At 72.7% G+C, this 16585-nt stretch carries 15 protein-coding genes; 8 read left to right on the top strand and 7 right to left on the bottom strand.

Going from position 1 to position 16585, the window contains the following annotated elements; genetic code table 11:
• Window positions 1–2: 2 nt before the first annotated feature.
• A complete protein-coding gene (locus ABD140_RS06185; RefSeq protein WP_344237661.1) occupies window positions 3–1526 on the bottom strand; it encodes an ABC transporter substrate-binding protein in 1524 nt (507 codons plus the stop codon).
• A gap of 203 nt (window positions 1527–1729) precedes the next feature.
• Here ABD140_RS06185 and ABD140_RS06180 point away from each other — a divergent pair, with 203 nt between their 5' ends.
• The 4 genes from ABD140_RS06180 to ABD140_RS06165 are packed head-to-tail and all read left to right on the top strand — an operon-like array spanning window position 1730 to window position 6474.
• A complete protein-coding gene (locus tag ABD140_RS06180; protein WP_344237659.1) occupies window positions 1730–2416 on the top strand; it encodes a TetR/AcrR family transcriptional regulator in 687 nt (228 codons plus the stop codon).
• 19 nt (window positions 2417–2435) lie between these two features.
• Window positions 2436–4673: a glycoside hydrolase family 3 C-terminal domain-containing protein gene (locus ABD140_RS06175; RefSeq protein WP_344237657.1), complete on the top strand. Its 2238-nt coding sequence runs from the start codon at window positions 2436–2438 to the stop codon at window positions 4671–4673.
• A gap of 10 nt (window positions 4674–4683) precedes the next feature.
• Window positions 4684–5262, top strand: coding sequence for a TetR/AcrR family transcriptional regulator (locus ABD140_RS06170; RefSeq protein WP_344237655.1), 579 nt, complete (start codon window positions 4684–4686; stop codon window positions 5260–5262).
• 21 nt (window positions 5263–5283) lie between these two features.
• The gene (locus tag ABD140_RS06165) at window positions 5284–6474 is read left to right on the top strand and encodes a serine hydrolase domain-containing protein (protein ID WP_344237653.1); all 1191 of its coding nucleotides are present in this window, start codon (window positions 5284–5286) and stop codon (window positions 6472–6474) included.
• Between the two features lie 51 nt (window positions 6475–6525).
• Here ABD140_RS06165 and ABD140_RS06160 read toward each other — a convergent pair whose 3' ends face one another.
• Window positions 6526–8055 (bottom strand): CocE/NonD family hydrolase, encoded by a 1530-nt coding sequence (locus ABD140_RS06160; protein ID WP_344237651.1) that lies wholly within the window; start codon window positions 8053–8055, stop codon window positions 6526–6528.
• Window positions 8056–8199: 144 nt separating this feature from the next.
• On the opposite strand from ABD140_RS06160, the gene ABD140_RS06155 reads away from it, so the two are divergent.
• Window positions 8200–8910, top strand: a complete 711-nt coding sequence (locus tag ABD140_RS06155) for a trimeric intracellular cation channel family protein (RefSeq protein WP_344237649.1) — start codon at window positions 8200–8202, stop codon at window positions 8908–8910.
• Between the two features lie 7 nt (window positions 8911–8917).
• Here ABD140_RS06155 and ABD140_RS06150 read toward each other — a convergent pair whose 3' ends face one another.
• Both ABD140_RS06150 and ABD140_RS06145 read right to left on the bottom strand, forming a co-directional pair.
• Window positions 8918–10339 carry an MFS transporter gene (locus ABD140_RS06150; protein WP_344237647.1) on the bottom strand — a complete coding sequence of 474 codons (1422 nt, stop codon included), beginning with the start codon at window positions 10337–10339 and terminating at the stop codon, window positions 8918–8920.
• Window positions 10336–11532, bottom strand: coding sequence for a M20 metallopeptidase family protein (locus ABD140_RS06145; RefSeq protein WP_344237645.1), 1197 nt, complete (start codon window positions 11530–11532; stop codon window positions 10336–10338). The genes ABD140_RS06150 and ABD140_RS06145 overlap by 4 nt, the downstream gene beginning before the upstream one ends.
• 58 nt (window positions 11533–11590) lie before the next feature.
• On the opposite strand from ABD140_RS06145, the gene ABD140_RS06140 reads away from it, so the two are divergent.
• Both ABD140_RS06140 and ABD140_RS06135 read left to right on the top strand, forming a co-directional pair.
• Window positions 11591–12778: an Lrp/AsnC family transcriptional regulator gene (locus tag ABD140_RS06140; RefSeq protein ID WP_344237643.1), complete on the top strand. Its 1188-nt coding sequence runs from the start codon at window positions 11591–11593 to the stop codon at window positions 12776–12778.
• The gene (locus ABD140_RS06135; RefSeq protein WP_344237641.1) at window positions 12751–13368 is read left to right on the top strand and encodes a TetR/AcrR family transcriptional regulator; all 618 of its coding nucleotides are present in this window, start codon (window positions 12751–12753) and stop codon (window positions 13366–13368) included. Before ABD140_RS06140 ends, ABD140_RS06135 begins: the two co-directional genes overlap by 28 nt.
• On the opposite strand, the gene ABD140_RS06130 is transcribed toward ABD140_RS06135, so the two are convergent.
• On the bottom strand, window positions 13337–14002 hold the full coding sequence (locus ABD140_RS06130; RefSeq protein WP_344237639.1) for a TetR/AcrR family transcriptional regulator: 666 nt from the start codon (window positions 14000–14002) through the stop codon (window positions 13337–13339). The two genes, ABD140_RS06135 and ABD140_RS06130, sit on opposite strands and share 32 nt — an antisense overlap.
• A 258-nt stretch (window positions 14003–14260) precedes the next feature.
• Here ABD140_RS06130 and ABD140_RS06125 point away from each other — a divergent pair, with 258 nt between their 5' ends.
• A complete protein-coding gene (locus tag ABD140_RS06125) occupies window positions 14261–15076 on the top strand; it encodes a hypothetical protein (RefSeq protein WP_344237637.1) in 816 nt (271 codons plus the stop codon).
• Between the two features lie 31 nt (window positions 15077–15107).
• Here the strand turns inward: ABD140_RS06125 and ABD140_RS06120 are convergent, their stop codons facing one another.
• Window positions 15108–15929, bottom strand: coding sequence for a cytochrome c biogenesis CcdA family protein (locus ABD140_RS06120; protein ID WP_344237635.1), 822 nt, complete (start codon window positions 15927–15929; stop codon window positions 15108–15110).
• Complete coding sequence (locus ABD140_RS06115) at window positions 15930–16487, bottom strand: TlpA family protein disulfide reductase (RefSeq protein ID WP_344237633.1); 558 nt, start codon at window positions 16485–16487, stop codon at window positions 15930–15932. It lies immediately after the preceding gene.
• Between the last annotated feature and the right edge of the window lie 98 nt (window positions 16488–16585).

The raw sequence follows: 16585 nt of genomic DNA, 5'->3' as shown, positions 1-16585 counted from the left end.
GATCAGGCGGGGCTGTAGTTGTAGATGGACGGGACGGCCATGCCCGACTGCGGCGTCGCCTTGACGTCCTTGTCGGACACCAGCAGGTAGCTCATCCGGTAGAAGGGCAGGTACCAGCCCTGCTCGACGAGGTGCTCGTTGAGCGCCTTCAGGTCGGCCTCGGCCGCGTCGGGCTTCGCCTGGATGGAACCGACCAGCTTCTGCACCGTGTCGTCGGTGGTGCCGAACATGTTGAAGGTGCCGGGCAGGACCAGGGTGCGCAGCACGATCCCGTCGACGGTGTCGAGCCCCATGTTCATGACCATGCCCGAGTACTCCTTGTTCACGAAGACCTTCTGGAGCACGGCGGCGTCGGGGGCGTCCCACACCAGTTCGACGCCGACCTTCTCGAAGTCGGACTTCAGGGACGAGGCGAGGGCGTCGTTGACGATGGCGGTGACCCGCGGCAGGTGGAGCTTGAAGCCCTTCTCGTAGCCGGCCTCCTTCAGCAGCGCCTTGGCCTTCTCCGGGTCGTGCGGGTAGGCGGTGTCCAGCGCCGGGTCGTAGGCGGCGGTCTCGGGGCCGAACACCTGGGCGGTGACCTCGCCGCGGCCCTGGCGCAGCGCCGAGAGCATGGTCTCGCGGTCCACCGCGTGGTTGAGGGCCTGCCGGACGCGGGCGTCGCCCAGCGCGGGCGTGACCTTCCCGCCGCGGTCGAACAGCAGGATGCCCTGGAAGTCGAAGTTCACGTCGGTGGTGGTGACGTTCGGGTCGGACTTCATGCTGACCTGCTGGCCGACGTCCTGGAGCAGGGCGGTGTCGATCTGGTCGGTCTTGAGGCCGTTGACGATGGCCGTCTCGTTGTCGAAGACGGACATGGTGACGGTGCCGTAGGGCGGCTTCTCACCCCAGTAGTCGGGCGAGCGGGTGTAGACCCACTTGGTGCCCACGACCGTCTTGGCCGCGTCGAGCCGGTAGGGGCCGGTGCCGACCGGCTTGGTCTTCAGCTCCTCCTCCTTGGCGAAGGCCGCGGGGCTGGCCATCAGCCCGGCGGAGTCGCTGAGGTAGAACAGCAGGCCGGGGTCGGGCTGGGCGAGGACGAGCTTGACATGGGCGGCGTCGACGACCTCGATGGAGGTGACGGCCGCCAGGTCGGTGGCGTCGGCGCCGCCGCCCTTCTTGAACCGCTCGAGGTTGGCCTTGACCGCCTCGGCGTCGAACGCGGTGCCGTCCTGGAACTTCACGCCGGTGCGCAGCGTCAGGGTGAGCTCGGTGCCGGCCTCGTCGAACGACCACTCGGTGGCGAGCATCGGGCTGTAGGTGCCGTCGGGCTCGCGCTTGACGAGGGTGTCGTACACCGCCTGGAAGAACGGCAGGGCGCTGCCGTTGGCGACCTTGGGGTCGAGGCTCTGCGGTTTGGTCAGCGTCGCGATGTCCAGGGTGTCGTCGGATCCGCCGGACCCGCCGCCCGTGTCGGCGCATCCCGACAGGGCGAAGGCTGCGGTGAGGGCGGCGGCGACCAGGGTGGTCCTCGCGGATCTCTGCATGTCACTCACTCCGGATCAGGGGCGGAAATGGGGGATTCCGCCTGGATGTTGGGCGAGCATACACACGGAACTAACCACGTGGTAGGTTTTGCGCCATGAAATCTACCAAGTGGTAAGTTCCGCTCTCGACCTGGGGTGATCACCAAGGTCGTAATGTCTTACGGCGACCCTCACCGAGCCGAGCAGCATCCCAGGAGCCCTCCGTGACCGACCAGATCAGCCCGACGGAACCGGCGAAACCCGCCAAGCCCACGAAGGGGCAGCGCACCCGCGCCCGCGTTCTGGACGCCGCCGCCGAGCTGTTCTCCGGCTCCGGCTTCCACGCGGTCTCGCTGCGGGACATCGCCGCCCGGGCCGGGATGACCCACGCCGGGCTGCTGCACCACTTCCCCGGCAAGGAGGCACTGCTCATCGAGGTGCTGGGGCGGCGCGACCGCGAGGACGCCCACGTGATCTTCCGGCTCGACCCCGACACCGAGCCGAGGGACTTCCTGGCCCAGCTCGTCGGCATCGCCCACCGCAACATGAACACCCCCGGCCTCGTCGGCCTCCACGCCAAGATCTCGGCCGAGGCCGCCGACCCCGAGCACCCCGCCCACCGCTACTTCGTCGAGCGGTACCGGCTGCTGCGCGACCGCCTGACCCGCGCCTTCGCCGCGCTGGCCGCCCGCACCGACCCGCCCGGCGACTACGACCCCGCGCTGACCGCGCAGATGCTCCTCGCCCAGATGGACGGCCTGCAGACCCAGTGGCTCCTGGAGCCCGACGCGGTCGACATGCGCGCCGCCATGGTCGCCTTCTTCGCCCGGCTCGGCCTGGACTTCAGCGACGTGCCGGCCTTCCCCAACCTCCACTCCGGCGCGCCGCCGGAGCCTCCCCACCACCCGTGACGACCAGAGGCCCGAACGTATGAACCTCCCCGCACCCAGCGACCTCACCCTGGCCGAGAAGGCGTCCCTGACCTCGGGCGACAGCACGTGGGAGACGTCCGCCGCCGGCGGCCGGGTGCCCGCGGCCGTCCTGGCGGACGGGCCGCACGGCATCCGCCGGCAGGACCCCGCCTCGGGCGACGCGCTCGGACTGCGCCACAGCGTCCCGGCGACCTGCTTCCCGCCCGCCGTCACGCTCGGCTCGTCCTGGGACGCCGAACTGGCCCGCCGGATCGGGGCGGCGCTGGCCGCCGAGGCGTCCGCGCTGGACGTCCACGTCGTCCTGGGGCCCGGGGTGAACATCAAGCGCTCCCCCCTGTGCGGGCGCAACTTCGAGTACTTCTCCGAGGACCCGCTGGTCAGCGGGGTGATGGGCGCGGCCCTGGTCACCGGGATCCAGTCGCTGGGCGTCGGCGCCTGCGTCAAGCACTTCGCGGTCAACAACCAGGAGACCGACCGGATGCGGGTGAGCGCCGACGTCGACGAGCGGACGCTGCGCGAGATCTACCTGCCCGCGTTCGAGCGCATCGTGCGCGAGGCGCGGCCGTACGCGGTGATGACCTCCTACAACAAGATCAACGGCGTGTACGCGAGCGAGAACCGCTGGCTGCTGACCGAGCTCCTGCGCGAGGAGTGGGGCTTCGACGGGCTGGTGATGTCCGACTGGGGCGCCGTCAACGACCGGGTCGCCTCGCTGGCCGCGGGCCTGGACCTGGAGATGCCGCCCACCGGCACCGACGAGCGGATCGTCGCGGCGGTCCGCGCCGGCGACCTGGACGAGGAACTGGTCACCGCCGCCGCCGAACGCGTCATCCAGCTGGTGCGGCGCGTCCAGGACGTCCCGCGCCGCGACGGCTGGGACGTCGACGCCCACCACGAACTGGCCCGCGAGGCCGCCCGGTCGGCGGCCGTGCTGCTGAAGAACGACGACGGCCTCCTGCCGCTCGACCCCGGGGCCGCCCAGCACGTCGCGGTCATCGGCGAGTTCGCCCGCACCCCCCGCTACCAGGGGCACGGCAGCTCCCACGTCGTGCCCACCCGGCTGGAGAACTCCTGGGACGCGCTGCGGGCGGCCGTCGGCCCCGCCACCGAGCTGGCCTTCGCGCCCGGCTTCACCCTCGACGGGAAGCCCGACGCCGCGCTGCTCGCCGAGGCCGTCGCCGCGGCCCGCCGGGCCGACACCGCCCTGGTGTTCCTCGGGCTGCCCGACCAGGCCGAATCCGAGGGCTACGACCGCACCACGCTCGCGCTGCCCGCCGACCAGATCGAGGTGCTGCGGGCCGTCTCGGCCGTCTGCCCCCGGGTCGCGGTGGTGCTGGCCAACGGAGGCGTCGTCGACGTCGCGTCCTGGCGGGACGCCGCCGGGGCGATCCTGGAGGGCTGGCTGCCCGGGCAGGCGGGCGGGGCCGCGCTGGCCGACCTGCTCCTGGGCTTCCACAGCCCGTCCGGGCGGCTGACCGAGACCATCCCGCTCCGCCTCGCCGACACCCCCGCCCACCTGCACTTCCCCGGAACCGACGGGCACGTCGTCCACGGCGAGGGCCGCTATGTGGGCTACCGCCACTACGACACCCTCGACGTCGAGGTCGCCTACCCCTTCGGCCACGGGCTGAGCTACTCCCGCTTCTCCCACACCGACCTCGAGGTCACCGGGACCGGTGACAACACCTGGACGGTCGAGGCGACCGTCACCAACACCGGCGATCGGTTCGCGCACGAGGTGGTGCAGCTCTACATCGCCTTCGACGAGGAGGCTCCCTCCCGTCCCCGGCACGAACTGCGCGGCTTCACCAAGGTGGGGCTGGCGGCCGGGGAGTCCCGGCGCGTCTCCTTCGCCCTCACCGGACGCGACCTCGCCCGCTGGTCCCCGTCCCGGCACTGCTGGCGCGTCGACCCCGGCACGTTCACCGTGGAGATCGGCGCCTCCTCCCGCGACATCCGGCTGCGCGCCGAGGCCGCCACCCCCGGCGACGGCCTGGTCGACGAGCTCGGGCCGATGTCCACGCTCGGCGAGTGGCTGGACCACCCGGACGGCGGGCGGGTCCTCGGCGAGCACCTGAAGCGCGCGGGAGCCGCGGGGCTGGCGCGCGAGGACTCCCCGCTGATCGGCCTTGCCCGCGGCATCCCCCTCATCAAGTTCTCCACCTTCGGCATCGGCCTGAGCCCCGGGACCGTCGCCGAACTGGTGGCCGCGGTGCGCGGGACCGCCACGCATTAGAGTGCGGGTCATGACCAAGCGCGGCCCCTACCGGAAGGGCGAGACCAAGCGCGCCGAGATCCTCCAGGCGGCACTGGAGATCTTCGCCGAGGAGGGGTACCGGGGGACGTCGCTGCGCAAGGTCGCCGCCCGGTGCGGGCTGAGCCTGCCGGGCGTCATGCACTACTTCGAGTCCAAGGAGGACCTGCTCGTGCAGGTCCTCCGCAGGCGCGACGAGGTGGAGAAGGAGCGGCTGGCGGAGCTCACCGGCCTCGGCGGCTCGCTGGACACCCTCCGCGAGGGCATGCGCACCCCCGGCCTGGTGGAGCTGTTCGTCTCCCTGGCCGCGAGCGCGGGAGAGCACGGGCATCCGGCCGCCGAGTTCTTCCCCCGGCGCTACGAGGAGCTGCGCGCGATGCTGACCCGGCGCGTCCAGGAGGCCATGGACGAGGGGCAGTTCGCCTCGCCAATCCCCGCGGAGCGCCTCGCCGTCCTGCTGCTGGCCGTCGCCGACGGCATCCAGCTCCAGTGGTTGTCGGACCGGTCCCTCGACATGCGCACACCGGTCGCCGACGTCCTGCGTCTGCTCAAGCCGTCCGACGGCGGCTGAGCTCCCCGAGGAAGGGTTCCCATGGCCGAGATCCACGGCACCGCCGTGCCCGGTTTCGAAGAGGTCCGCGAGGGCTTCTCGCTGGGGCAGCGCGACGACGGGGGCGCCGCCCAGCTCGCCGTCTACCAGGACGGCGAGCTCGTGGTGGACCTGTGGACCGGCGGCGACCCGGTGTCCGGGCGCGCGGCCGGCGGCGACGCGCTGACCGTCGTCATGTCGGTCACCAAGGGCGTGCTCGCCACGTGCGTCCACATGCTCGCCCGGCGGGGCCTGCTGGACCTGGACGCCCCGGTCGCCGCGTACTGGCCCGAGTTCGCCGCGCGCGGCAAGGCCGGGATCACCGTGTCGGACCTGCTCGCCCACCGGTCGGGTCTGTCAGGTCTCGTCCGCGGCGGCGAGCCCGACTGGTTCGACTGGGACGCCTGCGTGCACGCGCTGGCGGAGGCGGCGCCGCTCTGGGAGCCGGGCACCGCCGTCTGGTACCACACCTTCACCTACGGCCACCTGCTCGGCGAGGTCGTCCGCCGGGTCACCGGCCTGACGCCGGGCGAGGCGGTGGCGGAGCTCGTCTCCCGGCCGCTGGGCCTGGACCTGTGGATCGGCCTGCCCGAGGAGCAGGAGCACAGGTTCGTCCCCCAGTACTCCGACCGCCCGCCGACCACCGAGGCCGAGGCCGTCGCCCTGCTCTCCGGCTGGGGTTTCGACCCGGAGGACCCGCTGGTCGGCGCCACCATCGGCGCCCACCTGTCCGTCGACGCGTCGATCTCCGGCTTCAACACCCGCCGGGCGCACGCCGCGCAGGTCCCGGCGGCCAACGGCGTCTCCGACGCCCGCTCCTTGGCCCGCATGTACGCCGCGGTCATCGGCGAGGTGGACGGCGTCCGCCTCCTCGACGACGCCGCCGTGGCGCGGGCCGCCGCCCCTCGGACCGACGGCCTGCCCGCTCCGGCGCCCTTCGACCGCCTGCCTTCGCAGGACCCGACCCGGTTCGGGCTCGGTTACGAGCTGCCGCGCGGGGGCCTGCCCATGCTCGGTCCCGGTTCCTTCGGCCACGCCGGGGCCGGCGGCCGCCTCGCCTACGCGCAGCCCGCCACCGGGACGGCCGTCGCTTACACGTGCGCCCGCATGACCTGGCCGAAGACCGGACCGGACCCGCGGTGGGCGCCCTGGACCGAGGCGCTCCGGCGCGCCGTGCCCCCGGGCGGCCGCTGACCGCCGCGCCCCGGCCGCGCCCTCTTCCGGGCGGCCGGGGCGCGGGGTGTGTCAGCTTCGGGGGCCGGGCTCGACCAGCGGGAGGGTGACGTCGGCGGTGAGGTCGACGCGGCCGGTGGCGCGCTGCCAGTCGAAGAGGCCGGTGATGGGCACGATCTGGAGCTCCAGGCGGCTCGCGGGGGTCAGGGACCAGGCGACGGCCTCCAGCTCGCGGGTGACGGTGCGCTCCCTGCCGTCGAGGACGACGGGCAGCGGGGTCGCCTGGTTGCCGACGACCAGGCCGGTCCCGCGGTCGACGAGCTGGGCGAACAGGGCGGTGCGCGGCTTGTTCGCCGTGCCGCGGTACCGGAGGGTGACGCGCGGCGTGCCGACCGTCTGGGCGGCCGCCTCCACGGAGGGGAGCGCCACGTTGACGGCCTTGGCCTGCGGACGGGCGGCGACCATGTACTCCGGGATGCCGTTACCGGACTTCTCGCCCTTCTTGCTCTTGAGGTAGATGTCGGCGTCGCGGCGGGAGAACTCCAGCGCGCCCGACGCCTCGGCCCGCAGCGGGCGCAGTGTCTTCAGCGGGTAGGCGGGCGCGGAGCGGTAGACGCCGTGCTGGTCGATGTACTCGAAGCCCGGTCCGGTCTTCACCTCGCGGTCGCCCTTCAGGTACCGGTCGAACCAGGCGATGGTGGCCTTCGTCAGCTTCTTGGCGGGACCCGGACCGGTGTCGCACGTTCCGTGGCCGCCGCAGAACCAGATCATCTTCACCGGCGCGCCGTTGCCCTTGACCGTCCGGTACGTCGCGATGCCCTGGCGCAGCGGGAAGAGCGTGTCGACGGTCCCCTGGAGCACCAGGGTGGGGACCGTGATCCGCCGCACCAGGTGGTCGGGGCCGTGCTCGGCGAACCAGCGGCGGGTGTCGTCCGGCAGCCGCCCGCTGGCCAGGCCCGTCAGGCAGCCCTTCTGCACCTGGGGAGCGAGCCTGTTGCCGCCCATGAGGCCGCCGCTGCACAGCATCACCCCCCAGCTCGCCCGGAAGACCTCGTCCCGGTAGAGGGTCTCCTCCAGGTCGTTGAAGGCGATCGACGGGACGATGGCGTCGACCCTGCGGTCCAGGCCCGCGGTGACGAGCTGGATCGCACCGCCGTAGCTGCCGCCCGCCATGCCCAGCCGGGGGTCGCCTCTGCGGTCGAGCCGCACCTCCTTCCGCCGCGCGACCCAGTCGATGATCTTCCGCATGTCGCGGCCCTCGACCCGCGGATCGTCGACGTGGGCGGCGCCGCCCGAACCGAACCCGCGCGGGTTCCACGTCACGACGTTGTAGCCGGCGCGCAGCAGCGGGCCGAGCTGGCCGTCCTTGGCCTTCGGGTCGGTCTCGCCCCGCCCGGCCCAGCCGGTGCCCAGCAGGACCACCGGCCGCCGCTCCCCCTTGCGCAGGCCGGGCGCCCGGAAGAAGTGCGTCGTGATCCTGACGCCGTCGAAGGAGGCGATCTCGACCGTCCGGTGGGCGGGTGCGGCGGCGGAGGCCGGCGGGGCGACGGCCAGTGCGCAGGCCGCGGCGACCGGGGCCGCCAGGGGGAAGGGACGGAGCACGGGGGGTTCTCCTCTGGTTCGGCGAAGACACCCATTACTTACCACTTGGTAGAAAAAACGGGAAGGGGGCTTTCGTGCCGCAGGCCGCGCTTCCGGTGCTCCCCTCTCCCAATGTCACACAACGTGATCCCTACAATGATCGTCGTGCGGATCGAGACGGTCACCACGGGGCTCGACCTGGCAGGGGTGTTCGCGAACGCGCTGCTCGGCGGGGCCGTCGCGCGCCGGTACGGGCTCGACCTGTTCGGGTTCGTGGTGCTCGGGCTGGTCTCGGGGCTGGGGGGCGGCATGATCCGCGACGTGCTGCTGCAGAACGGGCCGCCGGTCGCGCTGACCAACTCCGCCTACATCCCCACCGCGCTGTGCGGGGCGGGACTGGCGTTCGTGCTCCACATCTCCGAGCGGGACTGGGACCGGGTGTTCACGGTGCTCGACGCCGCCGCGCTCAGCCTGTGGGCGACCGTCGGGGCGCAGAAGGCGCAGGCCGTCGGACTGGGGTGGCTGCCGGCGATCCTGCTCGGCACGATCACCGCGGTCGGCGGCGGCGCCTGCCGCGACCTGCTCCTCCAGCGCATCCCGGCGGTGCTGGGCGGCAACGCGCTGTACGCGACGGTCGCGGTGCTGGTCGCGGCGATCCAGGTGCTCGGCACGGAGTTCGGGTCGCCCCTCACCGGAACGGTGCTGGGGATCCTCGCGGGCGCGGTCCTGCGCGTCCTGGCCGCCTGGCGCGGCTGGAACCTGCCCAACGCGCCCGACTGGCAGCCGCGCACCTTCCTGGGCCGGCTCCCCCGCCCCGTCTACCGGCCCCGCCGCCGCGGGCCCAGGCCCCGGCCGGACGACGGCGGCGCGCGGTAGACCCCGCTCAGTGCGCGGGGACGGGCGCCTGCGCGTCGGCGGACTCGGTGCGGCGGGCGAAGAGGACCAGGACGCAGGCCGCGACGCAGCAGGCCGCGCACAGCAGCCAGACCGTGACGTAGGCGCCCTCGGTGGGGACGGCGCCCAGGGCCATGGTGGCCAGGACGGAGGCGACGATGCCGCCCGCCACCGCGCCGCCCAGGGTCTTGACGTTGTTGTACAGGGCGGTGGCGATGCCGGCGCGGGCCGGGTCGGCGCCCTCGACGATCACGGTGGGCATGGCGCCCAGAGCGATGCCGGTGCCCAGGCCGATGAGCGGCTTGAGGACGACGAAGTGCCACAGGGCGTCGTGCGCCACCGCCTGGCCGAGCAGGCCCAGGGCGACCAGCGCGAACGAGGCGACGAGCGCGGGCCGGTAGCCGACGCGGCGCGCGATCACCGCGGTCCCCGCCGCGCCGATCACCGAGGTGAAGGCCGCGGGCAGGGCGACCGCCGCCAGGTCCATGGACGACAGGCCGAACCCGTAGCCGGTCTCGGCCGGGTCGGCGGCCATGAAGGTCGTGTCGGGGGTCTGCGTGCCGAAGAACGCGATGCCGAACACGAACGCGACGCCGTAGAACGGGGCGACCCGGCGGTCGGCCATCTCCCGCAGATCCACCAGCGCGTCCTTCGCGCGCAGCTCGACCCGCACCCAGACGGCGAGCAGGACCAGCCCGCCCAGCAGCGGCAGCAGCGTCGCGGCGCCCGTCCAGCCGGCGGAGGCCGCGCGGGAGACGCCGGCCAGGATCGCGATCATCGCCAGGCCGAGCAGGACCAGGCCCGGCCAGTCGGCGCGGCCCTCGGCCCGGCTCAGGCTCTCGGGGACGGCGAGGAAGGACAGCGGGACGCACACTCCCGCCAGGACGGCCGGGATCAGCAGCGACGCCCCGACGTTCCCGATGGCCTCGTGCGCCGCGCCCATGACGACCATGCCCAGCACGCCGCCGAGCGTCAGCGAGCCGACCAGCCAGGCGATGGCGCGGCGGGCGAGGTCGGCGGGGAGCCGGTCGCGGACCAGCGCGATCTCCAGCGGGAGCAGCGCGGCGAACGTCCCCTGCAGGGCGCGGCCGAGCAGGAGCACGCCGAGGTTGGGGGCGAGGGCGACCAGCAGGGTGCCGACGGCCATGGCGGCCAGGGCGACCCGCAGCATGCGGCGGTGGCCGTGCAGGTCGCCGAGCCGCCCGAACAGCGGGACCATCACCGCGGCGGCCAGCAGCTGCACCGAGGAGATCCAGTTGAGGTCGGAGTCGGCCAGGCCGTGCAGGTCGCCGACGGCCGGGAGCAGCGGGGTGATGCTCATCTGCAGGAACCCGCTGGTCAGCTCGAAGAAGACGAGGATGCCGACGACGGCGCGGATCGACTTCGCGGAGGACTTCGCCGGCGCGTTCACTCGGCGGCCCCTTCCAGGCGGCGGGCGGCCAGGGTGGCCAGCAGCAGGGCGGCGTCGGGCAGGACGGAGTCGTCGAAGACGGCCTGCGGCGCGTGGTTCATCGGGGCGGCCGCGGGGTCGGGGACGGGCGGGCAGGCGCTGAGGAAGAGCATCGCGCCGGGCACCTTCTGCAGGACGTAGGAGAAGTCCTCCGAGCCGGGGATCGGCTGGGGCGACTCGAACGTGCGGCCCTCGAACAGCTCTCCGGCCACGTCCAGGGCGAACCGCGCCTCGTCGGCGGAGTTCACCGTGACGGGGTAGTCGTGCCGGTAGTCCACCTCGGCCTCGACCCGGTAGGCCGAGGCGATGCCCGCCACGGTCTCCATGACCAGCTCGCGGACGTCCTGGCGGGCCTGCTCGGAGAACGTGCGGACCGTGGCCTCCAGCAGCCCGTCCTCGGGGATGACGTTGCGGGCCGTGCCCGCCCGCAGGGTCCCGACGGTGACGACGGCCGGGTCGAGGACGTTGATGGAGCGGGCGACGCGCGTCTGCAGCGTCGTCACGATCTCGCACAGCGGCGGGATCGGGTCGCGCACGGCGTGGGGGCTGGAGCCGTGGCCGCCCTTGCCGACGACCCGGACGTCGAAGGAGTCGCTGGAGGCCATGAACGTGCCGCCCCTGGACCCGACGAACCCGGCGGGCATCCCGGTGGAGAAGACGTGCACCGCGTAGGCGGCCACGGGCGGGTCGCCCGCGGCGTCCAGCAGCCCCTCCTCGATCATGATCTCGGCGCCGCCGTAGCCCTCCTCACCGGGCTGGAACATGAAGACCACGTCGCCCGCGAGCTCCTCCCGGTGCGCGCTCAGCAGGCGCGCCGCGCCCACGAGCCCGGCGACGTGCAGGTCGTGGCCGCAGGCGTGCATCGCGCCGGGGAGGCGGGAGGCGTAGTCGACGCCGCTGTCCTCCTGGATGGGCAGCGCGTCCATGTCGGCGCGCAGCAGCACGGACGGGCCGGGGCGGCCGCCGCGCAGCACCGCCGTCACCGAGCTGAGGCCCTTTCCGGTGGTCACCTCCAGCGGCAGCCCGTCCAGGGCCCGCAGGACCCGCTCCTGGGTGCGCGGCAGGTCCAGGCCCACCTCGGGTTCGCGGTGCAGCTCACGGCGCAGCGCGGACAGCTCCTCGCCGAGGGAAACGGCGTCGTCATGCGTGAACATGGCGGTAGTCTGCGGAGTCAGCCACCGGACGCCGTCAAAACGCTGGGATCTCGCAGAGATGACCGATCATTTGCAGGAATCCGCCACCCTCGACGAACTCGACTACCTGCTCGTCACCGCCCTGCAGCGCGAGCCCAGAGCCGAGTGGCGCCGGATCGGCGGCGAGCTCGGCATCGACCCCTCCACCGCGGCCCGCCGCTGGGCACGGCTCACCGAGGCGGGCCTGGCCTGGCTGTCGTGCTACCCGGCCTGGCTGCCGCCGGGCGCGCTGATCGCCTTCATCGAGCTGGACTGCGCGCCGGGACGGGTGCACGAGGTGGCGCTGGAGCTCGCCGACGACCCCCACCTGTTCACCATCGAGCACGTCACCGGCGGGCGCGACCTCCTGCTCACCGCGACGTTCACCGGCCAGGCCCAGCTCGCCAGCTACATCGGCTTCCGGCTCGGCGCCGTCCCCGGCGTCACCGCCACCCGCACCCACGTGGCCAGCACCCTGCACGCCGAGGGCAGCCGCTGGCGGCTGGACCGCCTGGCCTTCCCCGCCGCGCGCACCTCGCCCGCGCCCGGCTTCTCCGGCCGCGGCGCCCTGACGCCCGACGACCTCGCGCTCATCGACGTCCTGGCCCGCGACGTCCGGCAGAGCGCCGCGGCGCTGGCCGAACGCACCGGCTCCAGCCCCACCACGGTCCGCCGCCGCCTGGCCCGGCTGGACCGGGAGGGGCTGATCGCCTACCGCTGCGAGGTGAGCCGCCCCCACTCCGGCTGGCCCGTCTCGGTCACCTTCTGGGGCACGGCCCCCGCCGACGGCACCGGCTCGGTCGCCGCGCGCATCACCCGCCTCCGCGAGACCCGCATGTACGTCTCCCTCTCCGGCGCCCACAACGTCCTGCTCACCGTCTGGCTCCGCGACGTCGGCGACCTCCCCGCCTTCGAGTCCTCCCTCGCCTCCCGCATCCCCGACCTGGCCATCACCGACCGCACCCTGACCCTGTGGAACCTGAAGTTCGCCGGCCAGCTCCTCTCCCCCGAGGGGCGCCGCCTCCGCTCGGTCCCGCTGAGCATGTGGGACCCCGGACCCGCCCGCGCCGCCGAGGCCGCCTTCGTCTCCGCCCTGGCCACCCCGCCCATGCTGCGCGGATCCGTACCCGCGGCCGGTCGGACGGCCGGCAGCGCCTCGGGCCAGATGGTCGGCGGGGCCTCCGGCGGTAGGCTCGGGGCATGGGAAGGGCGGGGCGCAGGGAAGTGATTCTGGCGGAGGCCATGCGGGTCTTCTCCGCCAAGGGGTACGCGGGCACCTCCCTGGGGGACGTCGCGGCGGCCGCTGGGATCACCCGCAGCGGCATGTACGACTACTTCCCGTCCAAGAAGGCACTGTTCCTGGACGTCCTGAAGGACCAGACGGAGGCCGCCGTCGCCTACGTCGGGCCGAAGGTGACGGCCTCGGGGACGGGCGAGGCGCGGATGAGGAGCGTGGTGGCCGCCTGCTTCGGCTACGCGCTGGACCATCCGGCGGCCTGGCGGCTGATGTTCGACCGCAGCCGGGAGGGCGACTCCGAGGTCCGGCAGGTGCGCTGGGAGGCCCGCAGCGCCTCCACCGAGATCATCCGCAGGCTGCTGCGCCCGGACTTCGCCCAGATGGACATCGACGCGGACACCACGGCCGGGCCGGTGATCGTCGAGCTGATGGTCTCCGCGCTGGACGGCGCCACCCGCTGGTGGGAGCGCCACCCCGAGACACCGGTCGACGACCTCGTCGACGCCGTCATGCGCGTGCTCTTCCTGGGGCTGCGCGACAGCGACGAGTTCACTCCCGGAGCGCCTGCTCCTCCCCGGTGACGTCCCTGCGGGAGAGGCCGGTCCAGAAGACGCGGAGGGCGGTGTCGACCAGCTCGTCGCGGGACGCGCCGGGGTTGTGGTCCCACCACCGGGCCAGGCCGTCGAGGCCGGAGAGCAGGATCTCCACGTGCAGGGCCGCGGCCGGGGAGGCCGGATCCAGGCCGAGGACGCGCAGGTCCTCGCCGAGCAGGAGGGTCAGGACGCGGGTGCGGCTCTCGCTGACGCCCCAGCGGGCGACCCTGATCTCCGGATCGTCCTCTCCGGAGAAGTCGAAGAGCAGGCGGCGCGCCTCCGGATGGCGTTCGGCGAACTCCAGGTAGCCGCACACGACCGAGCGGAGCCGGGCCTCCCGGCCGGGGCGCACCGAGACGGGCGCGCCCATCGCGGTGAGCGCGGCCATGTGCTGCTCCTGGAGCAGGCTGAGGAAGAGCACCCGCTTGGTGGGGAAGCGGTCGTAGACGATGGAGCGGTTCACTCCCGCGGCGCGGGCGATGTCGCCCATGGAGGTGTCGCGGTAGCCCTTGTCGGCGAACACCCGCAACGCGACGTCGATGAGGTGGGCCCGCCGCTGACCGGGCGTCATCCGCCTGCGCGTCCCCGCCTCCGGCTTGGTCGTCGCGTCCGGCTGGCTCACGGAACCCAGTCTAGGGACCGTTCCGGGAACTGAGCGGTCCGAGTCCCTCCGGTCGCCGCACCAGTGGCTACCGACCGGTAACCGGCTCGGATCTTTCGGTGATCCCCGGAGGTCGGGACCGGTCCCGATTTCGGTCACGAATTTTATTCCGTCCGCAATCTTGATCGTGACATTGATCACTGTCTAGTCTGCGCTCACCGGTCATACGCATGATGACCGGTGAGCGCCCACCCCCCACCCCTTGGAAAGGCGGCTCACATGCGTTTTCCGTCCTCCCGGATCACCTCCAGGCTGCGCGCCTCCGCGCTCGCCGCGCTGTTCGTCCCGGCCTCCCTGCTCGCGACGGCCGCGCCCGCGTCCGCCGAACCGGCACCGGTGACCATCAGCTACGCCGACTGCCCGGCCGCTCCGCCCGCCGTGGGCGACCCGTCGGAGTACATCTGCGAGGTCTTCGTCCTGGCCTCGGGCAACATGCGCTTCGGCAGGATCGACCAGCCGATCGACCAGCCCATCACGATGACCGCCCTCGCGCACATCGACCCGAAGACCGGCGAGGCCACCGAGACCGTGCTCAAGTGGCGCGCTCCGCAGCTGTCCGTGCCGGGCGGCCTGCTCGGCATCCCGGGCACCGACTCCCTGAGCGTGCTCAAGCTCAAGGCGACGCCCGAGTACGCGGGCAACTTCAAGTGGGGGCTGGCCGAGGACAACACCACCCTGAGGGCCACCGTGGACCTGCGGTTCAAGGTCGGCAACCTGCTGCTCCCGGGCACCTGCGGCATCGGCTCCGCCACGGACCCGATCAAGCTCAACCTGATCATCGACCCGAAGTCCCTCAAGCTCTATGACGGCGACATCCTGGGCGGGACGGTCTCCGACAACACCTTCGCCGTGCCCGCCACCAGCGGCTGCGGCCTGTTCGGCCCGCTGGCCGACTGGCGCTCGGGAGTGCCGTCGGCAGGCGGCCAGAACAGCACCACCCAGCAGATGTACCTGGGCGCCAAGGTTTACGGCCAGGGCGTCAGCAAGACCGCCGTGCCGGGCCTGTCCACGCTGATGGCCGACCGGCGCAACTGACGGCCGCCTCTCCCGGACCACGGACGGCACATCATCTGGAGCCGTGCCGTCCGTGGTTCCTCAGCGCCGCGGCGAGCAGGAGCAGGAGGACGAGGACGGCGGCCACCGGGAGGACGCCGAGCTCGATGAGGTGGCCGGTGACGGCGCCTTGGACCTCGGTGAAGGTCCTGATGACGGGGTCGTCGGCGGCGGCTCCGTTCAGGAGGCGGAATTCGTACCAGCCGTAGTAGGCGACGTAGAGGCCCGCGGCCAGGAGAAGGACACCGCTGAGGCGGGAGACGTACGGAAGGACGCCGCGGAGTTTTCGAACGGCTGCTTCCTGGGCGAAGGCCACGAGAAGAGAGAGCACCGCGACGATCAGGCCCATGCCCAGGGCGTAGGCGAAGAAGGCGGCAAGACCGTCCATGGCGTTTCCGGTGCCGGAGGCCAGTCCTGTGACGGCCAGGAAAGGGCCGATCGTGCAGGAGAGGGAGGCCACCGCGTAGGAGGCCCCGTAACCGTAGAGGGCGGCGAAGGAGCCCGCGGGGCCTCGTGTTCCCAGGCGCGGGACGCGGACGAGGAGTTCCCTGCCCGTCAGTAGCCAGACGCCCAGAAGGACGAGAGCGACGCCCATGACGACCGTCGCCCAGGGTAGATGGCGCTGGAGCGGAGCCGTCACCAGGGAGATCAGCAGGCCGAACGTGCCGAAGACGGTGACGAAACCGGCCGTCATGGCCGCGGCCAGGCGCAGGGCGTGCCACAGACCGCCGGGACCCGCCAGGAGCAGCGCCAGATAGCCCGGCAGAAGAGCGAACCCGCATGGGTTGAACGCGGCGACGAGGCCCGCGGCCATGGCGAGGGCGAAGGTGTCCATCTACAGGGCGAACTGGTCGATCAGTTCGGACAGGGCGTCCTCGCTGAGCGGGCCGATGGCCGAATGGGTACCGCCTTCGGGGTTCACCAGCAGGTAGGACGACTGCGCCTTCACCTTGAAGTGCTTGTACAGGGCACCGGTGCGGTCGTCCAGGTGGACGAAGTTCGCCGTGCCGGTGCGGGAGACGAACGCCTCCATCTGCTCCTTGTTCTTGTCGAGTCCGGCCACGCCCACGAACTCCACCCTGCCGTCGTACTTCTTCGCCGCGGCGGAGACGGCGGGGCCCTCGCCCTGGCAGGTGGGACACCAGGGGGCCCAGAACCACAGCACCACCGGCTTTCCCTTCAGGCTGGCCCCGTCGAACGGCCTCCCGTCCAGGGACGTCGCCTGGAACTTCCACAGGGCGGGCATCTCCATCGTCAACGGGTCCGGGGCGGGGGCCGTCGCCGCGGGGGCCGTCGCCGCGGGGGACTCTGTCGGCGGCTTCTCCTCAGCCGCGCCTCCGCACGCGGCGACGGTCGAGAAGACAACGACCAGCGCCGAAATCAGCTTTCTCATGAAAAGCACACTATTGCGCGCGATGCCGGTGAAGCCTTTGCGGCCTGATGGCGGCGGAGCGGGCGCGCTCCCTGCGCCGCCGACCGCCCCGGCCGGTG

This window comes from Actinocorallia libanotica, from assembly GCF_039525175.1.
In the GTDB taxonomy this organism is placed as follows: Bacteria; Actinomycetota; Actinomycetes; order Streptosporangiales; family Streptosporangiaceae; genus Actinocorallia; species Actinocorallia libanotica.
Note: the sequence above shows the minus strand (reverse complement) of the source record. Positions and strands in the feature narration are given on the sequence as shown.